The 15,714-nt window shown below is 43.9% G+C and carries 11 protein-coding genes; 9 read left to right on the top strand and 2 right to left on the bottom strand.

Features of this window, described 5'->3' with window-relative positions:
- Positions 1-73: 73 nt before the first annotated feature.
- From ACZ5O6_RS00790 to ACZ5O6_RS00825, 8 genes are all read left to right on the top strand, one after another.
- Complete coding sequence (locus tag ACZ5O6_RS00790; protein ID WP_447092014.1) at positions 74-2,176, top strand: methyl-accepting chemotaxis protein; 2,103 nt, start codon at positions 74-76, stop codon at positions 2,174-2,176.
- 3 nt (positions 2,177-2,179) lie between these two features.
- The gene (locus ACZ5O6_RS00795) at positions 2,180-3,034 is read left to right on the top strand and encodes a CheR family methyltransferase (RefSeq protein ID WP_447092013.1); all 855 of its coding nucleotides are present in this window, start codon (positions 2,180-2,182) and stop codon (positions 3,032-3,034) included.
- A gap of 74 nt (positions 3,035-3,108) precedes the next feature.
- Positions 3,109-9,201 (top strand): hybrid sensor histidine kinase/response regulator, encoded by a 6,093-nt coding sequence (locus tag ACZ5O6_RS00800; protein ID WP_447092012.1) that lies wholly within the window; start codon positions 3,109-3,111, stop codon positions 9,199-9,201.
- A gap of 21 nt (positions 9,202-9,222) precedes the next feature.
- Positions 9,223-10,173 carry a chemotaxis protein CheB gene (locus ACZ5O6_RS00805; protein ID WP_447092011.1) on the top strand — a complete coding sequence of 317 codons (951 nt, stop codon included), beginning with the start codon at positions 9,223-9,225 and terminating at the stop codon, positions 10,171-10,173.
- Between the two features lie 65 nt (positions 10,174-10,238).
- On the top strand, positions 10,239-10,742 hold the full coding sequence (locus ACZ5O6_RS00810) for a chemotaxis protein CheW (protein WP_447092010.1): 504 nt from the start codon (positions 10,239-10,241) through the stop codon (positions 10,740-10,742).
- Positions 10,743-10,991: 249 nt separating this feature from the next.
- Positions 10,992-11,399 carry a COG4315 family predicted lipoprotein gene (locus tag ACZ5O6_RS00815; RefSeq protein ID WP_447092009.1) on the top strand — a complete coding sequence of 136 codons (408 nt, stop codon included), beginning with the start codon at positions 10,992-10,994 and terminating at the stop codon, positions 11,397-11,399.
- Between the two features lie 122 nt (positions 11,400-11,521).
- The gene (locus ACZ5O6_RS00820; protein WP_447092008.1) at positions 11,522-12,061 is read left to right on the top strand and encodes an RNA polymerase sigma factor; all 540 of its coding nucleotides are present in this window, start codon (positions 11,522-11,524) and stop codon (positions 12,059-12,061) included.
- Entirely contained in the window at positions 12,046-12,831 is a 786-nt protein-coding gene (locus tag ACZ5O6_RS00825; RefSeq protein ID WP_447092007.1) for a hypothetical protein, read from the top strand. Before ACZ5O6_RS00820 ends, ACZ5O6_RS00825 begins: the two co-directional genes overlap by 16 nt.
- Here the strand turns inward: ACZ5O6_RS00825 and ACZ5O6_RS00830 are convergent.
- Together ACZ5O6_RS00830 and ACZ5O6_RS00835 are read right to left on the bottom strand one after the other, a co-directional pair.
- Positions 12,828-13,154, bottom strand: a complete 327-nt coding sequence (locus ACZ5O6_RS00830) for a DUF3301 domain-containing protein (RefSeq protein WP_447092006.1) — start codon at positions 13,152-13,154, stop codon at positions 12,828-12,830. The two genes, ACZ5O6_RS00825 and ACZ5O6_RS00830, sit on opposite strands and share 4 nt — an antisense overlap.
- A gap of 4 nt (positions 13,155-13,158) precedes the next feature.
- Positions 13,159-14,238, bottom strand: a complete 1,080-nt coding sequence (locus ACZ5O6_RS00835; RefSeq protein WP_447092005.1) for a nucleoid-associated protein — start codon at positions 14,236-14,238, stop codon at positions 13,159-13,161.
- A 244-nt stretch (positions 14,239-14,482) separates the two neighbouring features.
- Here ACZ5O6_RS00835 and ACZ5O6_RS00840 point away from each other — a divergent pair, with 244 nt between their 5' ends.
- On the top strand, positions 14,483-15,688 hold the full coding sequence (locus ACZ5O6_RS00840; protein WP_447092004.1) for a YjgN family protein: 1,206 nt from the start codon (positions 14,483-14,485) through the stop codon (positions 15,686-15,688).
- The last annotated feature ends 26 nt before the right edge of the window (positions 15,689-15,714 follow it).

A 15,714-nucleotide genomic window follows, 5' to 3' on the forward strand; every position in this document is an offset into this window, starting at 1 on the left:
AGGCTCTTTTTGCCTTCGCGAACAATATAAAAATATAGCGCATCGCGCTAGATCTCTAACTTAGGGGAAATGTATGAAAGAGTCGAGAGTATCCATTTTCACGCAGATCAAATCTAACAAAAAAGTGATTTTTCTCGTTTTTGTTATCGTCGTTGCATTGGGCGTGATGCTATATAACAGTTACCGGCTACTCAATAACACTGATGAAGCCCCTGGCGCACGTGAGCAAGAGCTCATTACCGCGTTACAGGCACAATTTACAACGCTGCCTTCATTTGTAGTGGCATTGGCTTCTGAAGGCGATGCGGCCGGCAACCGTATTCGTGATGTGCAACGGGATATATCAACTAAATGGAAAGAGCTAGAGGCTTTCCCTTACTTTTCGACCGAAGTGGTTAGTGATGTTGATAGAGCCATTCAGGAATCGTTTAATTATTTAAATCTAGCTCTGGGTGGCAGTGAGATCAATGAGCAAAATATATCAAAGCTCACGATTCCATTCTTTCGCCTACAGGCAGTGCGTGACGAAGTTAATTTAAAAGCGAAGCAGCCTAGGAACAATATTCGAGTTCAGGCGATTGTAGCCGCTGTAGGTGTTATTGCATTGACATTGATTATCATGGCAACCGTGCTGTGGATCGATGCCTCTAAAGTACTGGAGGTGGCTGATGAAGAAAATATGGCTCACCAATCAGCTATTTTGCGTTTACTGGATGAGTTGGCTGGCTTAGCAGATGGTGATTTGACGGTAACAACAACGGTGTCGGAGGATTTCACGGGTGCCATTGCCGACTCGGTAAACTACACCATTGACCAATTGAGACAGCTAGTATCGCGGATTAATACGACAGCGGTACAGGTGTCGGGTGCAGCACAAGACTCTCAGCAAACTGCGCTTCATCTAGCGGAAGCATCGGATCATCAGGCGCAAGAAATTGCTGGCGCATCAGCGGCCATTAACGAAATGGCAGTTACCATTGACCAAGTATCGGCGAATGCGGCTGAGTCTGCGCTTGTTGCAAGTAAGTCGGTATCTATTGCTCATAATGGTTCGAAGATGGTGCAAAATACGATCCATGGAATGGATACGATTCGAGAGCAAATTCAGGATACATCAAAACGAATTAAACGCCTTGGTGAGTCGACACAAGAGATTGGCGACATTGTAAGCTTGATTAATGATATTGCGGACCAAACCAATATTCTTGCACTAAACGCCGCGATTCAGGCGTCAATGGCCGGTGATGCTGGTCGAGGCTTTGCGGTGGTTGCGGATGAGGTTCAGCGACTAGCAGAACGTTCTGCGGGTGCGACGAAACAAATTGGCTCGCTCGTAAAAACGATTCAGACGGATACCAATGAAGCGGTTAAATCTATGGAGCAAACAACGACGGAAGTGGTTGGTGGTGCTCGTCTTGCTCAAGATGCGGGTGTCGCTCTAGAAGAGATCGAAGGAGTATCTGCGAATCTGGCGGAGTTAATTCAAAATATTTCGAATGCGGCGCGCCAACAAGCATCTTCTGCTGGCCATATTTCAAACACGATGAACGTCATTCAAGAAATTACTTCGCAAACCTCCGCCGGTACAGGAGCTACAGCGCATGCCATTGGTGATCTTGCTGATATGGCATTGGAGCTAAGAGAGTTCGTTGCTGGCTTTAAACTACCGGATGAAATGAACACCGCAATTGCCATCGATGAGCCTGCTGAGGACGTTGCGATTGATAGCATGAATAAGCATGACACCGCTCCTTCATCGACAACGCCTAGCGCTTTACAAGAAACTACGTTGGCTTCAGCGTCTTCAGCATTTGCGGGTTCAACTATAGCGAGCACGCCGGCTTATAGCGCTCCCCAAGTTGCTGATTCTCATGTGGCGGATTCGGATATCGACGATGATATGATGGGGAGTGATTTTGCGCACCTATTTGAGGGTGAGCATGTGAGCGACTTTAGTGAAGAAAGCGTTTTGCCGGGCAGCGCGCCATTTGAAGGTGCTGACTCGTTGCCGGTGCTTGATACAGCGGATGCTATTTCGTCTGAAGGTGAGTCTTACGATATGCCGGATGATGAAGTACTACAAATGGTCGAAAACGAAGAGCAGGACTCGCTCGAAGAGGAGTTCGACCTAGACGATCTGGATTTTATTGATGAAAAGCCGACTCAGCATAGCTAGATTATGACATGGTCTTTTAAGAAGTTTGATGTCCTGCCGGAAAGCAAATTCCTACTATGGGAAAAGTTGCTAGAAGCGCGCACGGGCATCCAGCTGGCTTCGCAACAAAAAGTACTACTGCAAACGCAAATTGCTATACGTATGCGTGAGCTAGGTATTGCTGATTATGACGATTATTTCAATCAAGTTAAGCAGGATAACAAACAAGGGCTTATTGAATGGCAAGTACTTGTTGACCGCTTGGTGGTTAAAGAAACGACGTTTTTTCGTCATCGCCCATCTCTTGACTTTGTTCGCCAATATTTCAAAAATCAAATAGCACAACAGCGATTAAATGGAAGTATTGATATTTGGAGTGTCGGATGTTCTACGGGTGAAGAACCCTATGGTTTGGCGATGTTGGCGCATGAATGTTTGAGTGATTCTGATCAGCAGGTCTACTTTGGCGTAACAGCGGTTGATGTAAGTTTGCCGGCCTTGTCTATTGCTCGCAGAGGTGTCTATGGCGAGCGCAGCATGTCTTTTTTAACTGACTATGAAAGGCAAAATTTTTTCCGTCCTTATGATGATAAGCATCACGAAGTTCTTCCACGCTTAAAAAAGCGAGTGTGTTTCTCTCAGTCTAATATCAACCAGTTAGAAGGTCTGCCGATACAGACTATGGATGTTATTTTTTGTCAAAATGTACTCATTTATTTTCGCCGTTGGCGTCGGCGAGAAATACTTAATCAGCTTGTTAAGAGGCTAAAATCGGGGGGATTGCTGGTGATTGGTCTTGGTGAAACAACCGATTGGCAGCACCCTCAAATGCAACGGGTTGATAATAACGAAGTACAGGCGTACATCAAAACTGCATAATAATGAGTATTGTCTTAAGAAAGCCTAGGTTTTCATTAGGTAATAGTAATAAAAAATAGTGATGAGAGGATGGTATGGCTGATAATCGCCAGTACATGGCCCTAGAGTGGGTGATCAGAGATATTAAAGACACTCTTGCGCAGGCTCAGCGAGCACTGGATGCTTATGTTCGTGATGCCAATGACGTTATTCAGTTAAAATTTTGCCTTACCTATATTCACCAAGTCTATGGTGGTTTACATATGGCAGGCTTTCATAGCGGCGCGATGATGGCGTCAGAAATGGAAGCGCTTGCACAAAGTGTATTAGATAATAAAGTCTCTCATCATAAAGAAGCTTTAGGCGTTCTTCAAAAAACGATGACAGAGCTCCCCATTTACCTTGAAACATCATTAGCGACCAAGACTGATCAGCCAAGCTTGGTGTTTTCGCTGTTAAATGACTTGCGTGCAACACGCGGTGCTAATTTCTTAAGTGAATGTACTTTATTTTCTCCAGACCTAAGTGTTGCACAAACAGTCCGTGGGGATCGACATCCAATAACGCAAGATGAGCAGCAGTTTGTTGGCATGCTCTCTAAGTTACGAAAGATGTATCAGGTCGCAGCGGCGAGTGTTATCCACAAAAAAAATGTCGAAGAAAACTTTACTTACCTTGTCAAAGTTTGTCAGCGCTTAGAAAAGTTATTACAAGGCACACTCCGCTTAGCTTTATGGGAGATTGCCTCAGCATTTATTGTGGCACTTAAAGATAACCTCCTTGAAGATACCGCATCCATTAAAAAATTATTGCGTCAATTAGATGATGAAATAAAAATACTTGTTGATGGCGGTTCTCGTGCGCTCGACGAAGGAACATCAGAAGAGCTTCTTAAAAATCTACTCTATTATTTAGCGTCTTTAACTGAAACAAGTGCGCCTATTGAAGCGCTGCGCGAGCAATATCAGTTAAATCATTCTGCGACAGATACATCCGTAGCGGTGTCTACGCCGGACACTATGGCGTCGTACAGCGCTGTTGCGGGTTCGATACTCAATCACCTTGATGGCATCACGAAACGACTCGATGAATGTTATGAAAGCGAAGATTTCTTTGATGGGATTGCATGGTCGATAACAAAACTTAATCAGGTGGCTGATACCTTGGCGATGCTGAGTGTGAATGCATTGCGTCAAAAAGCCTTGGATGGGGTCGCCATATTGTCCGAGCTTACATATGATCAGAGCTCCTCAGATGAAAAATTATTGCTCGTTAATCGTTATCTTCAAGATATATCCATTGCACTTGAAAAAGCCCTGACCGAAAAGGAAGCGGCGTTTCAGCCAGAGACTCGACAATTTAATGCGTCCGAAGAGTTAGCTTTGCAGGAAAGTCGTAATGGGCTTGAAGAAGCAAAAGACGCGGTTGTTAATTATATTGCCACACAGTGGAATATAAAAAACTTGCAGCCAGTACCGGCTTTATTAAAAGGTGTGAGTGAACGGTTAAACCAGTTAGCGCTTGATGTACCTGCTGATATATTGTTGATTAGTGCCAATTATATAGAAATGACAATGGTTCATCAGTCGGCTCAGCCGGAGTGGAAACAACTAGATAGCTTGGCTGATGTTATTGCAAGTATCGATTACTTTTTAGAAGTGTTGTCGCTCACAAAAGAAGAAGATATTGCCATTTTAATGGGCGCAGAAAGTGGATTGCTGAACCTTGGTGTTTCGGTACAAAAGATACAGAGCGTGATGCAGCGCTTGAAACCTGAAGAAAATATTATTGCATCACCAGAATCTCAAGCGACAGAAAATACCGAGGCAGTATCTGAAAATGATATAGAGCCAGATCTTGATGAAGAAGCTGAAGCAGAGATCATCGAAATTTTTGTTGAAGAAGCCGGTGAGGTTCAGGAAACTATAGCGGAATATTTACCTGCATGGGAAGAAAAGTATGAAGATAACGATGCGTTAATTGAAGTGCGTCGTGCTTTTCATACCTTAAAAGGCAGTGGTCGGATTGTTAAAGCCTCAGATATTGGTGAGCTTTCTTGGTCGATAGAAAATATGCTCAATCGCGTGCTTGATGGCACGCTTAAGCCTCATAAAATACAAACAGACCTTATTCATAAAGTGCTTGAGCTATTGCCAAGTATGGTGAGTGATTTTTCTCGCCGGCAGCCTACAGATCAAATCGAATTGTGTGAACAATATCGTATGTGGGCGCACGATATTGCGAACCATGAAACGCCCGATGACTTGTTAAACTATTTTGCTGGCAATATTTCTGCAGAAATAGATGAGCCAAGTTCCGGTGTGGAAAATATTGATGATGAAGAAATCGATGTTCAGTTGTGGGAAATATTCGGTTCTGAAGCAGAAAGCCATTTAGCGGTTGTGCGAGAAGAAATTGTGGCGATGGATGCTGCTCGGCCATTTTTTGAAACGCCCAGCGATGCCATGCAGCGCGCCATGCATACCTTGAAAGGTAGCGCGCATATGGCGGAAATTACCCCGATAGCATCGTTGATGACACCGATGGAATTGTTCATCAAAGATTTGCGTGCTTACCAAGTGAGTATCGACGAAGATATTTTGCAACTAATAAAAGATAGTGTGCTTTATACAGAAGATGCACTAGAGCAAATCTCTCGATTGATTTATCCAGAAATTGAAAAATTAGATTTGTTTTTGGCGCGTGTAGCGGAATTGCGTGAGCGCTCTGTTGGTCATTTAATTAAGCATGCTGAAGATGATGGACCAAAAGTAGATCCGGCCTTTTTAGAAAAATTAATGAACGAGGGCATGAATTTGCTCTTGGATATTGATGATGTTATTGCCGGCTGGAAACACACCTCGGCAACCCCACAGGATTGGCGAGCGGTTGCTAATGAGGTCGCGAATGTTCAGCATGGTGCAGAGCGTGCTAACTTAGATGCAATGACACGCCTCAGTGAAGTGTTGCATGCGCAATATGAAAAACTGATTGGCCAATCGTTACAGCCCGATGATGCGCTTTACGACGTACTACTAGATGCTCATTATGCATTGCTTGATATCATTGACGCGATTGCTGGGGGCCAAGACTTGCCGCCCGTTAATCAGGACATGATACAGCAGCTTGAGGCTTTATCTGAGACGCACAGCCCTGCAATAAACCGCAGTGTTGCCGATACAGAAACGTCATCGAATACGCTAGATAGCACCGTATTACCTGAAGAGGGCGACGCTAGTTTATCTGGTTCAGAAAATACATCAGTTGATGTCCCGATATCCGTTGAGGTGAGTGAGCCTGAAACGCCAGCATTACATGATACTGTAGTGGCGCAAACTAACACTACGCCTCCCGAACCGCCAACGCTACAAGATACCCAATCGTCAGATGAGATGGCATGGCTTGAGGGTGAAGAAGTTGATGATGAAATTGTTGAAATTTTTATCGAAGAAGCTGCCGAACTTATCGAAGATTTGGATGCCACTATTGATGACTGGGAAAATGGGGATGATGCGGGTCTAAGTAACGAGAATTTGCAGCGTTTGTTGCATACCTTCAAGGGCGGAGCGCGTTTGGCGGGTTTAGGTTCTCTAGGTGATCTTGCGCATAACTTTGAGTCTTACCTTGTTGGCCAGTCTAAAACAGAGCCTGCGGCAGATGTATTGTCTACAGTGCATCATTTTCAAGATCAGCTTATTGAGGGCGTTAATAATATCGGTCTCAGGGCACATGAGATTGAAGAAGTGGTTGATACTGGGTCGCCAGAACAGCCAGAACAGCCAGAACAGCCAGAACAGCCAGAACAGCCAGAACAGCCAGAACAGCCAGAACAGCCAGAACAGTCACCCAGTGTTCTAACTGAACAGGTAGATCAGGTTGTTACTGAACGACCAGCAGATGAGCCACAAGTAGAGACTTCTTCGGGTTTGTCCGATTCTGAACGATCAGAACAGGAACCATTTGAGCAAGACGTTGATGCCTCTGTAACACGGGAGGAAGAGCTTTCTCCTTCAGGTTCAGAGGGGAATGAAAATCATACAGACGCTGACATTGATACAGCACCTGATGAGGCCTATATCTCTGCTAATGATGAAAACAACCTTGCCGACGAAAGTGTGGACCTCGTAGAATCGAGTTCTGAAAATACAGATAATATGATTCAGACAGGGCAAGTATTATCAGAAGTTGAGGTTGTAGAGACAAAAGAGGGAAATGTGGTTTCTTTCCCTACCCGCTCGCCCGAAACTGTGTCCGATTCTTTGCCAGCCCCCATTTCCTCGCCACCTACTCCTCAGCAAGCGATAGCACCTAATCGTACTTCAAATGCTGCCGCTGCTCGTCGCCCAACACCTCAGGAAACGGTTAAGGTTTCGGCAGACTTAATGGAAGAACTGGTGAATTTAGCCGGTGAAACGTCAATTAGTCGTGGGCGAATGGAAGAGCAAATGAGTGACTTAGGCTATTCGTTGGAGGAAATGGAGCAAACCGTTGGTCGCTTAGAAGAGCAATTACGCAGACTGGATATAGAAACCGAAGCGCAAGTCGTTTTTCGCCAAGAGCAGCTAAGTGAACAAGAAGAATTTGATCCTTTGGAGATGGATCGTTATTCGCAGCTTCAACAATTATCACGCTCGTTGATTGAATCAGCCTCCGACTTAAAAGACCTAAAAGAGACATTAAGTAATAAAGCCCGTGATGCAGAAACGGTATTGTTACAGCAATCGCGTATCAACACAGAGCTGCAAGAAGGTTTGATGCGCTCTCGAATGGTGCCGTTTTCTCGTATTGTTCCTCGCTTGCGCCGTATTGTTCGTCAGATATCTTCTGAGCTAAGTAAAGAAGTGGTGATTGAATTTGATCAAACGGAAGGTGAGTTAGACCGTAATATGATGGAGCGTATGGTTGCGCCTCTTGAGCATATGTTACGTAATGCCGTCGATCATGGTATTGAATCCGCCGCCACTCGTCGTGAATTGGGCAAGCCGAGCGAAGGGCGCATTAGTCTCTCCCTCTCGCGAGAAGGGGGTAACGTACTGTTGCTTTTGACGGATGATGGCGCTGGAATGAGTGTGTCTCGTATTCGGGAAAAGGCCATTCAGCAGTCGTTGATGAATACGGATGCTCAACTGAGTGACCAAGAGATTTTACAATTTATTTTTCAGGCAGGTTTTTCAACAGCTGATTCTGTGACACAAATCTCTGGACGTGGCGTAGGCATGGACGTTGTGAGCAGCGAAATTAAGCAGTTGGGTGGCAGTATTGATATTGCATCGACGGAAGGCCAGGGAACTCAATTTACTATTCGTTTGCCATTCACGGTTTCGGTCAACAGAGCATTGATGATAGGTATGGGAGATGATCGATATGCGATCCCTCTTAATTCCATCGAAGGTATTGCGCGGATACAGCCATCAGAACTCGCGGGATATTATAAAGACCCCGAAAGCCGCTTCCATTACGCGGGCACAGACTATCAGTTGCAGTATATGGGTACCTTATTGAATAGCGATGTATTACCTAGGCTTGAAGGGCACGAGTTGCCGGTTCCGGTACTATTGGTGCGTAGTGCAGACCATGCCGTCGCCATTCAAGTGGATATGCTCAATGGTAGCCAAGAGATCGTGGTAAAAACCTTGGGAGCACAATTTAGCTCAGTACAAGGTTTATCGGGCGCCACGATTATGGGTGATGGTCACGTGGTCGTTATCTTGGATACTAATGCTATGATCCGCCAGCATTATGTGTTGTCTACTGCGCCATCGGCATTGATTGAGTCGAAGCCAGAAAGCGAAACACCTGCTATTAATCAAAACCCCATCGTTATGGTGGTGGATGATTCGGTTACCGTGAGAAAAGTGACCACACGTTTCCTTGAGCGGGAAGGGTTTGATGTTATAACAGCAAAAGACGGCGTCAATGCGATAGAAGTGCTACGTGACCATACGCCGGATCTTATGTTGTTAGATATTGAAATGCCCAGAATGGATGGCTTTGAGGTTGCTCGACGAGTCCGTGCCACAACAGTAACGAAAGACTTACCCATTATTATGATTACCTCAAGAACCGGAGATAAGCATCGCCAGACGGGTCTTGCGGCAGGCGCGAATGAATATATGGGTAAACCGTTCCAAGAAGATATTTTATTGGATGCGATTCATCAATTGCTGAACCATCGTCACGTTCACTGAAGCATGGATAGTGTATAACGAATGAGTGTATTAACTATAGGTATCGTTAGCGAGACACTTGTCCAGCAGCACTATTTAAAACATGCCGCTGAAGAAATGGGCTGTGTTTTAGGGGGAAGCTTCTTAGTTAACGAATTGTCGACTGAAAAAACACGCTCTAAAATTGAATGTGCTGACATTAATGCATGGATTGTCGATATTGATATTGAGCGCTTGGGTGATGATGCAGAGCCATTTGAACAGTGGTTATATGCGTTGGATTCGCCCATTATTTTTAGCGAAGGCAATACTTATAATGCAGCGGGCGCCGACTTTGTTTCTTGGACGAGGCAACTAAAAGCTAAGCTGCTTGGTTTGGCAGGGCAGCACCATATAGAGCAAACGGATCAAATAAGAGCAAAATATATATGGGTATTAGCCGCCTCTACGGGAGGGCCCGAAGCGGTTAAGGCGTTTTTGGATACCATGCCTCATACTCTAGATGTTGCCTTTATTTATGTTCAACATATTGGTGAAGGTCACAGCCAAGCTCTAAGCCAGTCGATAGTAAGAGATAACCAATACATCGGTCGTGTTGCAGCTCATGGGGATGTGCTGGTGGCTGGGCATGTTTTTATTATTCCGCCTGAACATCAAATGACGTTACAGCCTAATGGTTCATTTGTGGCTCATCCTCAAAAAAAATGGCGCGGTATTTATACCCCGTCTGTTGACCATGTGGTCGCGAGTGTCGCGAGTAATTATCAGCAGAGTGCCGGCGTGATTTTTTTTACGGGAATGGGCGACGATGGCGTTAAATCTTGTCGTCTTATGAAGTTACATGGTGGTCAATCATGGGTGCAAGCGCTGCCTTCCTGTGTGGCCACTTCTATGCCAGAAGCCATTATTAAGGTCGGCTGTTCTACAAAAATGGATAGCCCAGAAAATTTAGCACGACATTTAAAAGCGCATATCCTCCAAACAGCCTCATAAGCCTGCCCGTAGGTCTGTTATTGAGTAAAAATAATCGGTAATACTTGTAAAAAGGTAGTTCTAATATGAGCGATATAAAAACCATAGCTGTCGGCCATGCCGTTGAGCCGGCTAAAAAAGCAGAGATCCCCAGCCTCATTATCCCTATTGCTAAGCGCAATATATTATTACCCACCGTTTCTGTCGCAGAGATGTTACCGTTTGTGAAGCCACAATTGCGCCGCACTGACTTGCCACCTTGGTTTTTAGGCGCCGTGCAGTGGCGTGGTGTGTCTGTTCCTATGTTCTCTTATGAGCGTCTTAATGGTGAAGAGCCATTAGCTATTAAGCCGACAAGTCAAATGGCAATTTTAAATTCAACCGGTGTGAGTGCAGAGTATCCGTTTGTCTGTTTCCCTACTCAAGGTATTCCACGTCTAAGCCGAGTCGCTCCAGACGCCATTAAGCAAGATATCCAGAGCTCTACATTGGCTTTTGATCAAATGAATGTATTGGTCAATGATGAGTTAGTCTCTATTCCTGATGTGAGTAAAATTGAGCAGGCTTTAATTGATCTGCTGCACGAATAAAAAATTTAATATCTTGCATCCAAATCGATATCTTCATGCGTCTTAGTTAATAGTTATCTAAAACATACGGTAGTACACCTGAACGTTTTACTAATAACTACTCAGGAGCCTCTGATTAACCTCGAATGACTTCTGCGTGAGTCTACCATTCGTTTAGGCAAGGCAGACGTCTTGATCTCGGTAACGCCTAACAGCCAGAAGTTATCCGAGGTTAATTAGAGGCTCCTTAACATCATTATGGAGAAAATCATGAAAATATTATTTGCTACACTTGCGTTACTGGCTACTTTTACTGTTTCTGCTGCTCATCACGGTGAGGCGCTAACTAACAAGAAAGGCATGACCTTATATACCTTTGATAAGGATCAAAACGGTCAGTCTATTTGCTATGATGGTTGTGCGGCTAAATGGCCACCTTATATCGCATCAGCAAATGCAAAGGTGGTCGCTCCTTGGGGGCTGGTCGAGCGTAACGATGGGAAAATGCAGTGGACGTATGGTGGTCAGCCGCTCTATTTGTGGGTTGGCGATCAGAAGCAAGGTGATGTGACCGGTGACGGTGTTGGTGGTGTATGGCATATCGCTAAAAAATCGCATAAAAAAGCTGTGAAAAAAGCTCCGGTTAAACATTCAAGCACGGGTTATGGCGGTTATTAAGTGCGTAATGGCTTTAGGATATGGACACTGCCATGTGCCCATATCCTTTTGTGGCTAATATCAATAAATGGCAAATAGCCATAAGGTATATCAATAACGATGAGATCTAAGGGCAGTCTTTTATGTTAGACGAACAATGGTTCGCTGACACCGATGCATTGTTGTTCCGCATTCAGCGGCAAGACAGTCTCGCCCTAAAAACCTTATATGAGTTATCTGCAAAAAAAGTCGCTGCGCTGATTGTCTCTATTGTAAAAGATAGTCACGAAACGGAAGATGTTCTTCAAGAAGTGTTTGTGAGCATCTGGAAAAATGCCCAAAAATATTCCGGTAAGGGAAGCGCTTGGGGGTGGATATGTGTGCTTGCACGACATCGTGCTATCGATCGCCTTCGCCATTTATCTATTCGTCAGCACGAGTCAACAGATGCGAGCCCTGAGTTGCTTGATCAATTAAGCGAGGCGACCAACGCTATTGACGCCCACTGGATAGGTCAATGTTTGTCAACATTGCCGACAACAACTCAGAAAGCTATCTTGTTAAGCTACATTAATGGTTACAGTCATTCGGAACTCAGTCAGCAATTGTCGACTCCATTAGGTACAGTTAAGGCATGGATTCGTCGTGGTTTGCAGGAGTTGAAACTATGTCTACACCACTAAGATATCGACAGCCTGAAATATGTGATCATCTCGCCGGTCAGTATGTTGCTGGGCTGGTCACACCGCGTGTGCGGATACGAATAGAGCAATTAGCTGGCGTGACGCCGGAACTATCCAGAGCGATTGCACGCTGGTCAGACGCATTTGTTGAACTCCAGCAACCACTCAATGAATCACTAAAAAACAATCAAAAACTCGGCGTAATAGATTTTGATACCGTATGGCATAGCGTTAATAATAACGTCGAAGCAAAAAGTAGCGAAAAGAATCCGGTAAATTTATTGAAGAATGTAAAAAGTGCATTAACTACTTGGAAACTAATCGCTAGCGGTAGCGCATTAGCCTCTATTTTTATGGTCGGATTTTTATTGTTATCTTCACCACAGGTAACTTCCCCCGTAATGATAAATGCGAGTTACCTTGCTACCATGCAAATACATGGTTCTCAAAAAGAGACAACGCAGTTTGTTATTAGCGCATACGCAAAACAAGAAACATCACCTTCTCGTTTAGCTATTCAATGGGTTAACGGAAATGTTGAAACCGAACATTCCACACTTCATTTATGGGCGGAAGATCGAGAGAGTGGAGAATTAACCTATATTGGCCTGCAAGAATTAAGTAATCATTCAGTAGCGTTAAGCAAGCCTGAATGGCTTGCTATCTCAAACAGTCGACGCTTATTAATGACTAAAACTAAAAGTGTATCCAATGAAGATAACATCGTTTTTTCAGGTTTGTGTTTGTCATTGGCACAATGGCAGAGTTAATGTTTGCCTGCTGTTACTTTAAATGGCGCCAGTTCAATACTTTCAATATATCGCCCCTGCATTCTTATGGTTCCTTTATAGCGATAATCACCCACTGAAGAAAATTCAAATTGGTAGGTTCGCTGTAGAGCGATGAAAGAGCGCTTCGATTTTATAATACGTATTTTTCGCAATACTACGGTTTGGTCAAGTAGTTGAACGTCTTCTTTTTGGCAGCGATGCTTAGCTGCTTTATTCGCGCTTATGCTGATATTGTTATGTTGCCATATTAGCCAAATAATGAGTCCAATAATGCTAGTGGCGATTAACTGATAAATATCCAACGTATTAGTGCTCTTCTTGGGACAGTTTCACCAATCGCGCTTTTAGTCGAGCCGGTATGTCTTTAATGGTTAGGCTGTCAGTGCTGGGGTCATAGACGATACTATCGCCTAAACAGCTAGAGGCAAAGCTCATACTGAGCTGGTGGTTGCGACCGCTTAAACGTACAAATTGTCGTAACTTATTGGCATCCGGTATTAACTCGGGTTTTGCAGAAGGTTGTTGGCTGGAGACGAACTGAGAAAATTCAGGCAGTGAAATATCCGTATGTGAAGTGTTTGATGATTCAGTCGCGCCGACCTTTTCTATATGCTGTGGCGGGTTTTCTTTAAGTTGTGTCGAAAGCTCATCAATAACCACGGGCTTGCCCATCTTATTTTGTTCAAGGCAGTATTCAACGACTTGCTTATTGGTTTGGTGGGCAATGTCATCAGGTAATGTGTCAGTATAATTGGATACCGTCGCTAAAAAGGTATCTGTTTCTGCGCCAATATCAATTTTTTCTGCAAAGCCGATGAACTGAACAAACAGGTCAGATATGTCTTTTTCACCTCGCCACCGTAGTAATGTTAAAGAGGTTTCCGAGCGGTGTATATCATCGCTCTGCCAGTCGCTTATATTAATAGTTGCGGCTAAGCGCAAACCTTGAATGTCGAGATAGCGAGAGGTATCGATAGTGAGCTCGCCATTTATATATTGTCCTGTGGCATGCTGTACAAAAAAGATATGTAAGTGCTCTGTTGTGGCAAGTTTTTCATGAGCAAAAACTAAAAAACCCTCTAAAGGAATGACTGTGTCATCTAGCAAGGTTTTAAAATGCTGCATGGCCTTTTCTGTGAAGCGTTCTATGGGTATTGTGGAGCGGTGGTACTCTTGTAGCCAGCTTGATAATGGGTGTGCTGCCATATCAGTAGAAAATTGACCGTATTCTTTTCCTAACCGCTTAATCATGGTGAGTTTCAATTCGCGAAAGCACTCGTCGGTATAGCCGTTGTTGTCCCACGGTGTATCGCGTATATCCATCGACGAGAGTTGATCAGGGTTGTCGCGTGTTATCCGATGCGCAATGATATGAGAGAGTGCCATAAATCAACCTAGCTAAGCTAAAAGAGTGTGATAAGTGTCTAGTGGTTCGCCATAATATATAAAGTGTGAGCTAGGTGCATTTGAAAATTGCAATACTCGCTAATTGAGCGTTAGGGGATGGTATTGTTCTGCCATTTGGTTTTTGTGCTTTATGACACATGCACTTGCATTTTTAACGGGTTTGCCAAATACTAGATGATTAGTTTTACGCCAAAAATAATATTAAAAGAGGGAGATAATAATAATGAAACCATTAAGTTTTAACGGTAGCGGAAGTGAGTATTTTAAAATCTGGATTGTTAATATTTTACTCGTCATTGTGACTTTGGGGTTATATTACCCTTGGGCTAAAGTCCGTAATTACCGATATTTCTATGGAAATAGTTCCCTAAATGATAGAAGTTTTGACTATCACGCCACGGGTAGACAGTTGTTTATTGGTTATCTTATTGCGATGGCTTTATTTCTAGTCTATATCATCGTAGAGCAGCTCGTGCCCCTTGGTGCGCCAGTATTATTGTTGGTGCTATTTTTAGCGATTCCTTGGATTATTTGGCGAAGCCTGATGTTTACTATGCGTATGACGAGTTTTAGTAATGTACGCTTTAGTTTTGCGGGTAAGCTGGGTACTGCTTATATCAACTTCTTTTTACTTCCTCTCTTATTCTTCATATGTATTTATGCGCTTCCTGTTGGGGCAGCGGTTTTATTGCCGATGTATCAGGCGGCTGGTGGTGAAGTACCTGCTTATGTGGGGATATTACTATTTGTAGCGGCGGTACTGAGTATTCCTTTGGCTTTTTACTTTTTCGCATTAATGCAGAAAAAAAATACGAGTTATCTGATCAATGGTTCCCGTTATGGGCAGGGGGAGTTCTCGACAGAACTGAAAACATGGTCGTTTGCCAAAATAGCACTCAAAACCTTCGGTCTAAATATTTTGGTGTTTTTTGTTGTTATGTTTCTAATAGGGTTGGCTGTTGCTGCTGTTGGCATGGGGTTTGAGAATCTAGCTCAGCTCGGTAGCATGGATAATCCAGAAGAGATTATGATGCAGCTATTTGCGAGTAGTGGGGTTGTTATTGCCATTATCCTCGGCTACATCACCATGATTGCTGCTTTTTTCTTCATAATGGCATATATGCAAACGCGACAACGCGCTTACGTTTATGAAAATACCTTGCTCAATGAGCGTATCGCCTTTGCCTCGACCTTGCGTGCTAGGTCTCTCGCGTGGGTTATGATTTCTAACTTACTTTTGATTATTTGTACCGCAGGTTTGGCAGCGCCCTGGGCAAAAGTAAGGATCGCGCGTTTGATGTTAGAGAATACCTTTGTCGATGCAGAAGGTGGTTTCGATGAATATATTACTCAACAGCAAAAAGAACAGTCCTCGCTTGGTGAGCAAGTCGGTGATGCCTTTGATGTTGATGTAGGTATTGCGATTTAATGTTTGTTTACACTGACAGAGAATAA

This window comes from Eionea flava, from assembly GCF_055393785.1.

Bases quoted from the DNA above. Each gene is read 5' to 3' on its own strand.
- ACZ5O6_RS00790 (WP_447092014.1), top strand. From the start codon at position 74: ATGAAAGAGTCGAGAGTATCCATTTTCACGCAGATCAAATCTAACAAA.
- ACZ5O6_RS00795 (WP_447092013.1), top strand. From the start codon at position 2,180: ATGACATGGTCTTTTAAGAAGTTTGATGTCCTGCCGGAAAGCAAATTC.
- ACZ5O6_RS00800 (WP_447092012.1), top strand. From the start codon at position 3,109: ATGGCTGATAATCGCCAGTACATGGCCCTAGAGTGGGTGATCAGAGAT.
- ACZ5O6_RS00805 (WP_447092011.1), top strand. From the start codon at position 9,223: ATGAGTGTATTAACTATAGGTATCGTTAGCGAGACACTTGTCCAGCAG.
- ACZ5O6_RS00810 (WP_447092010.1), top strand. From the start codon at position 10,239: ATGAGCGATATAAAAACCATAGCTGTCGGCCATGCCGTTGAGCCGGCT.
- ACZ5O6_RS00815 (WP_447092009.1), top strand. From the start codon at position 10,992: ATGAAAATATTATTTGCTACACTTGCGTTACTGGCTACTTTTACTGTT.
- ACZ5O6_RS00820 (WP_447092008.1), top strand. From the start codon at position 11,522: ATGTTAGACGAACAATGGTTCGCTGACACCGATGCATTGTTGTTCCGC.
- ACZ5O6_RS00825 (WP_447092007.1), top strand. From the start codon at position 12,046: ATGTCTACACCACTAAGATATCGACAGCCTGAAATATGTGATCATCTC.
- ACZ5O6_RS00835 (WP_447092005.1), bottom strand. From the start codon at position 14,238: ATGGCACTCTCTCATATCATTGCGCATCGGATAACACGCGACAACCCT.
- ACZ5O6_RS00840 (WP_447092004.1), top strand. From the start codon at position 14,483: ATGAAACCATTAAGTTTTAACGGTAGCGGAAGTGAGTATTTTAAAATC.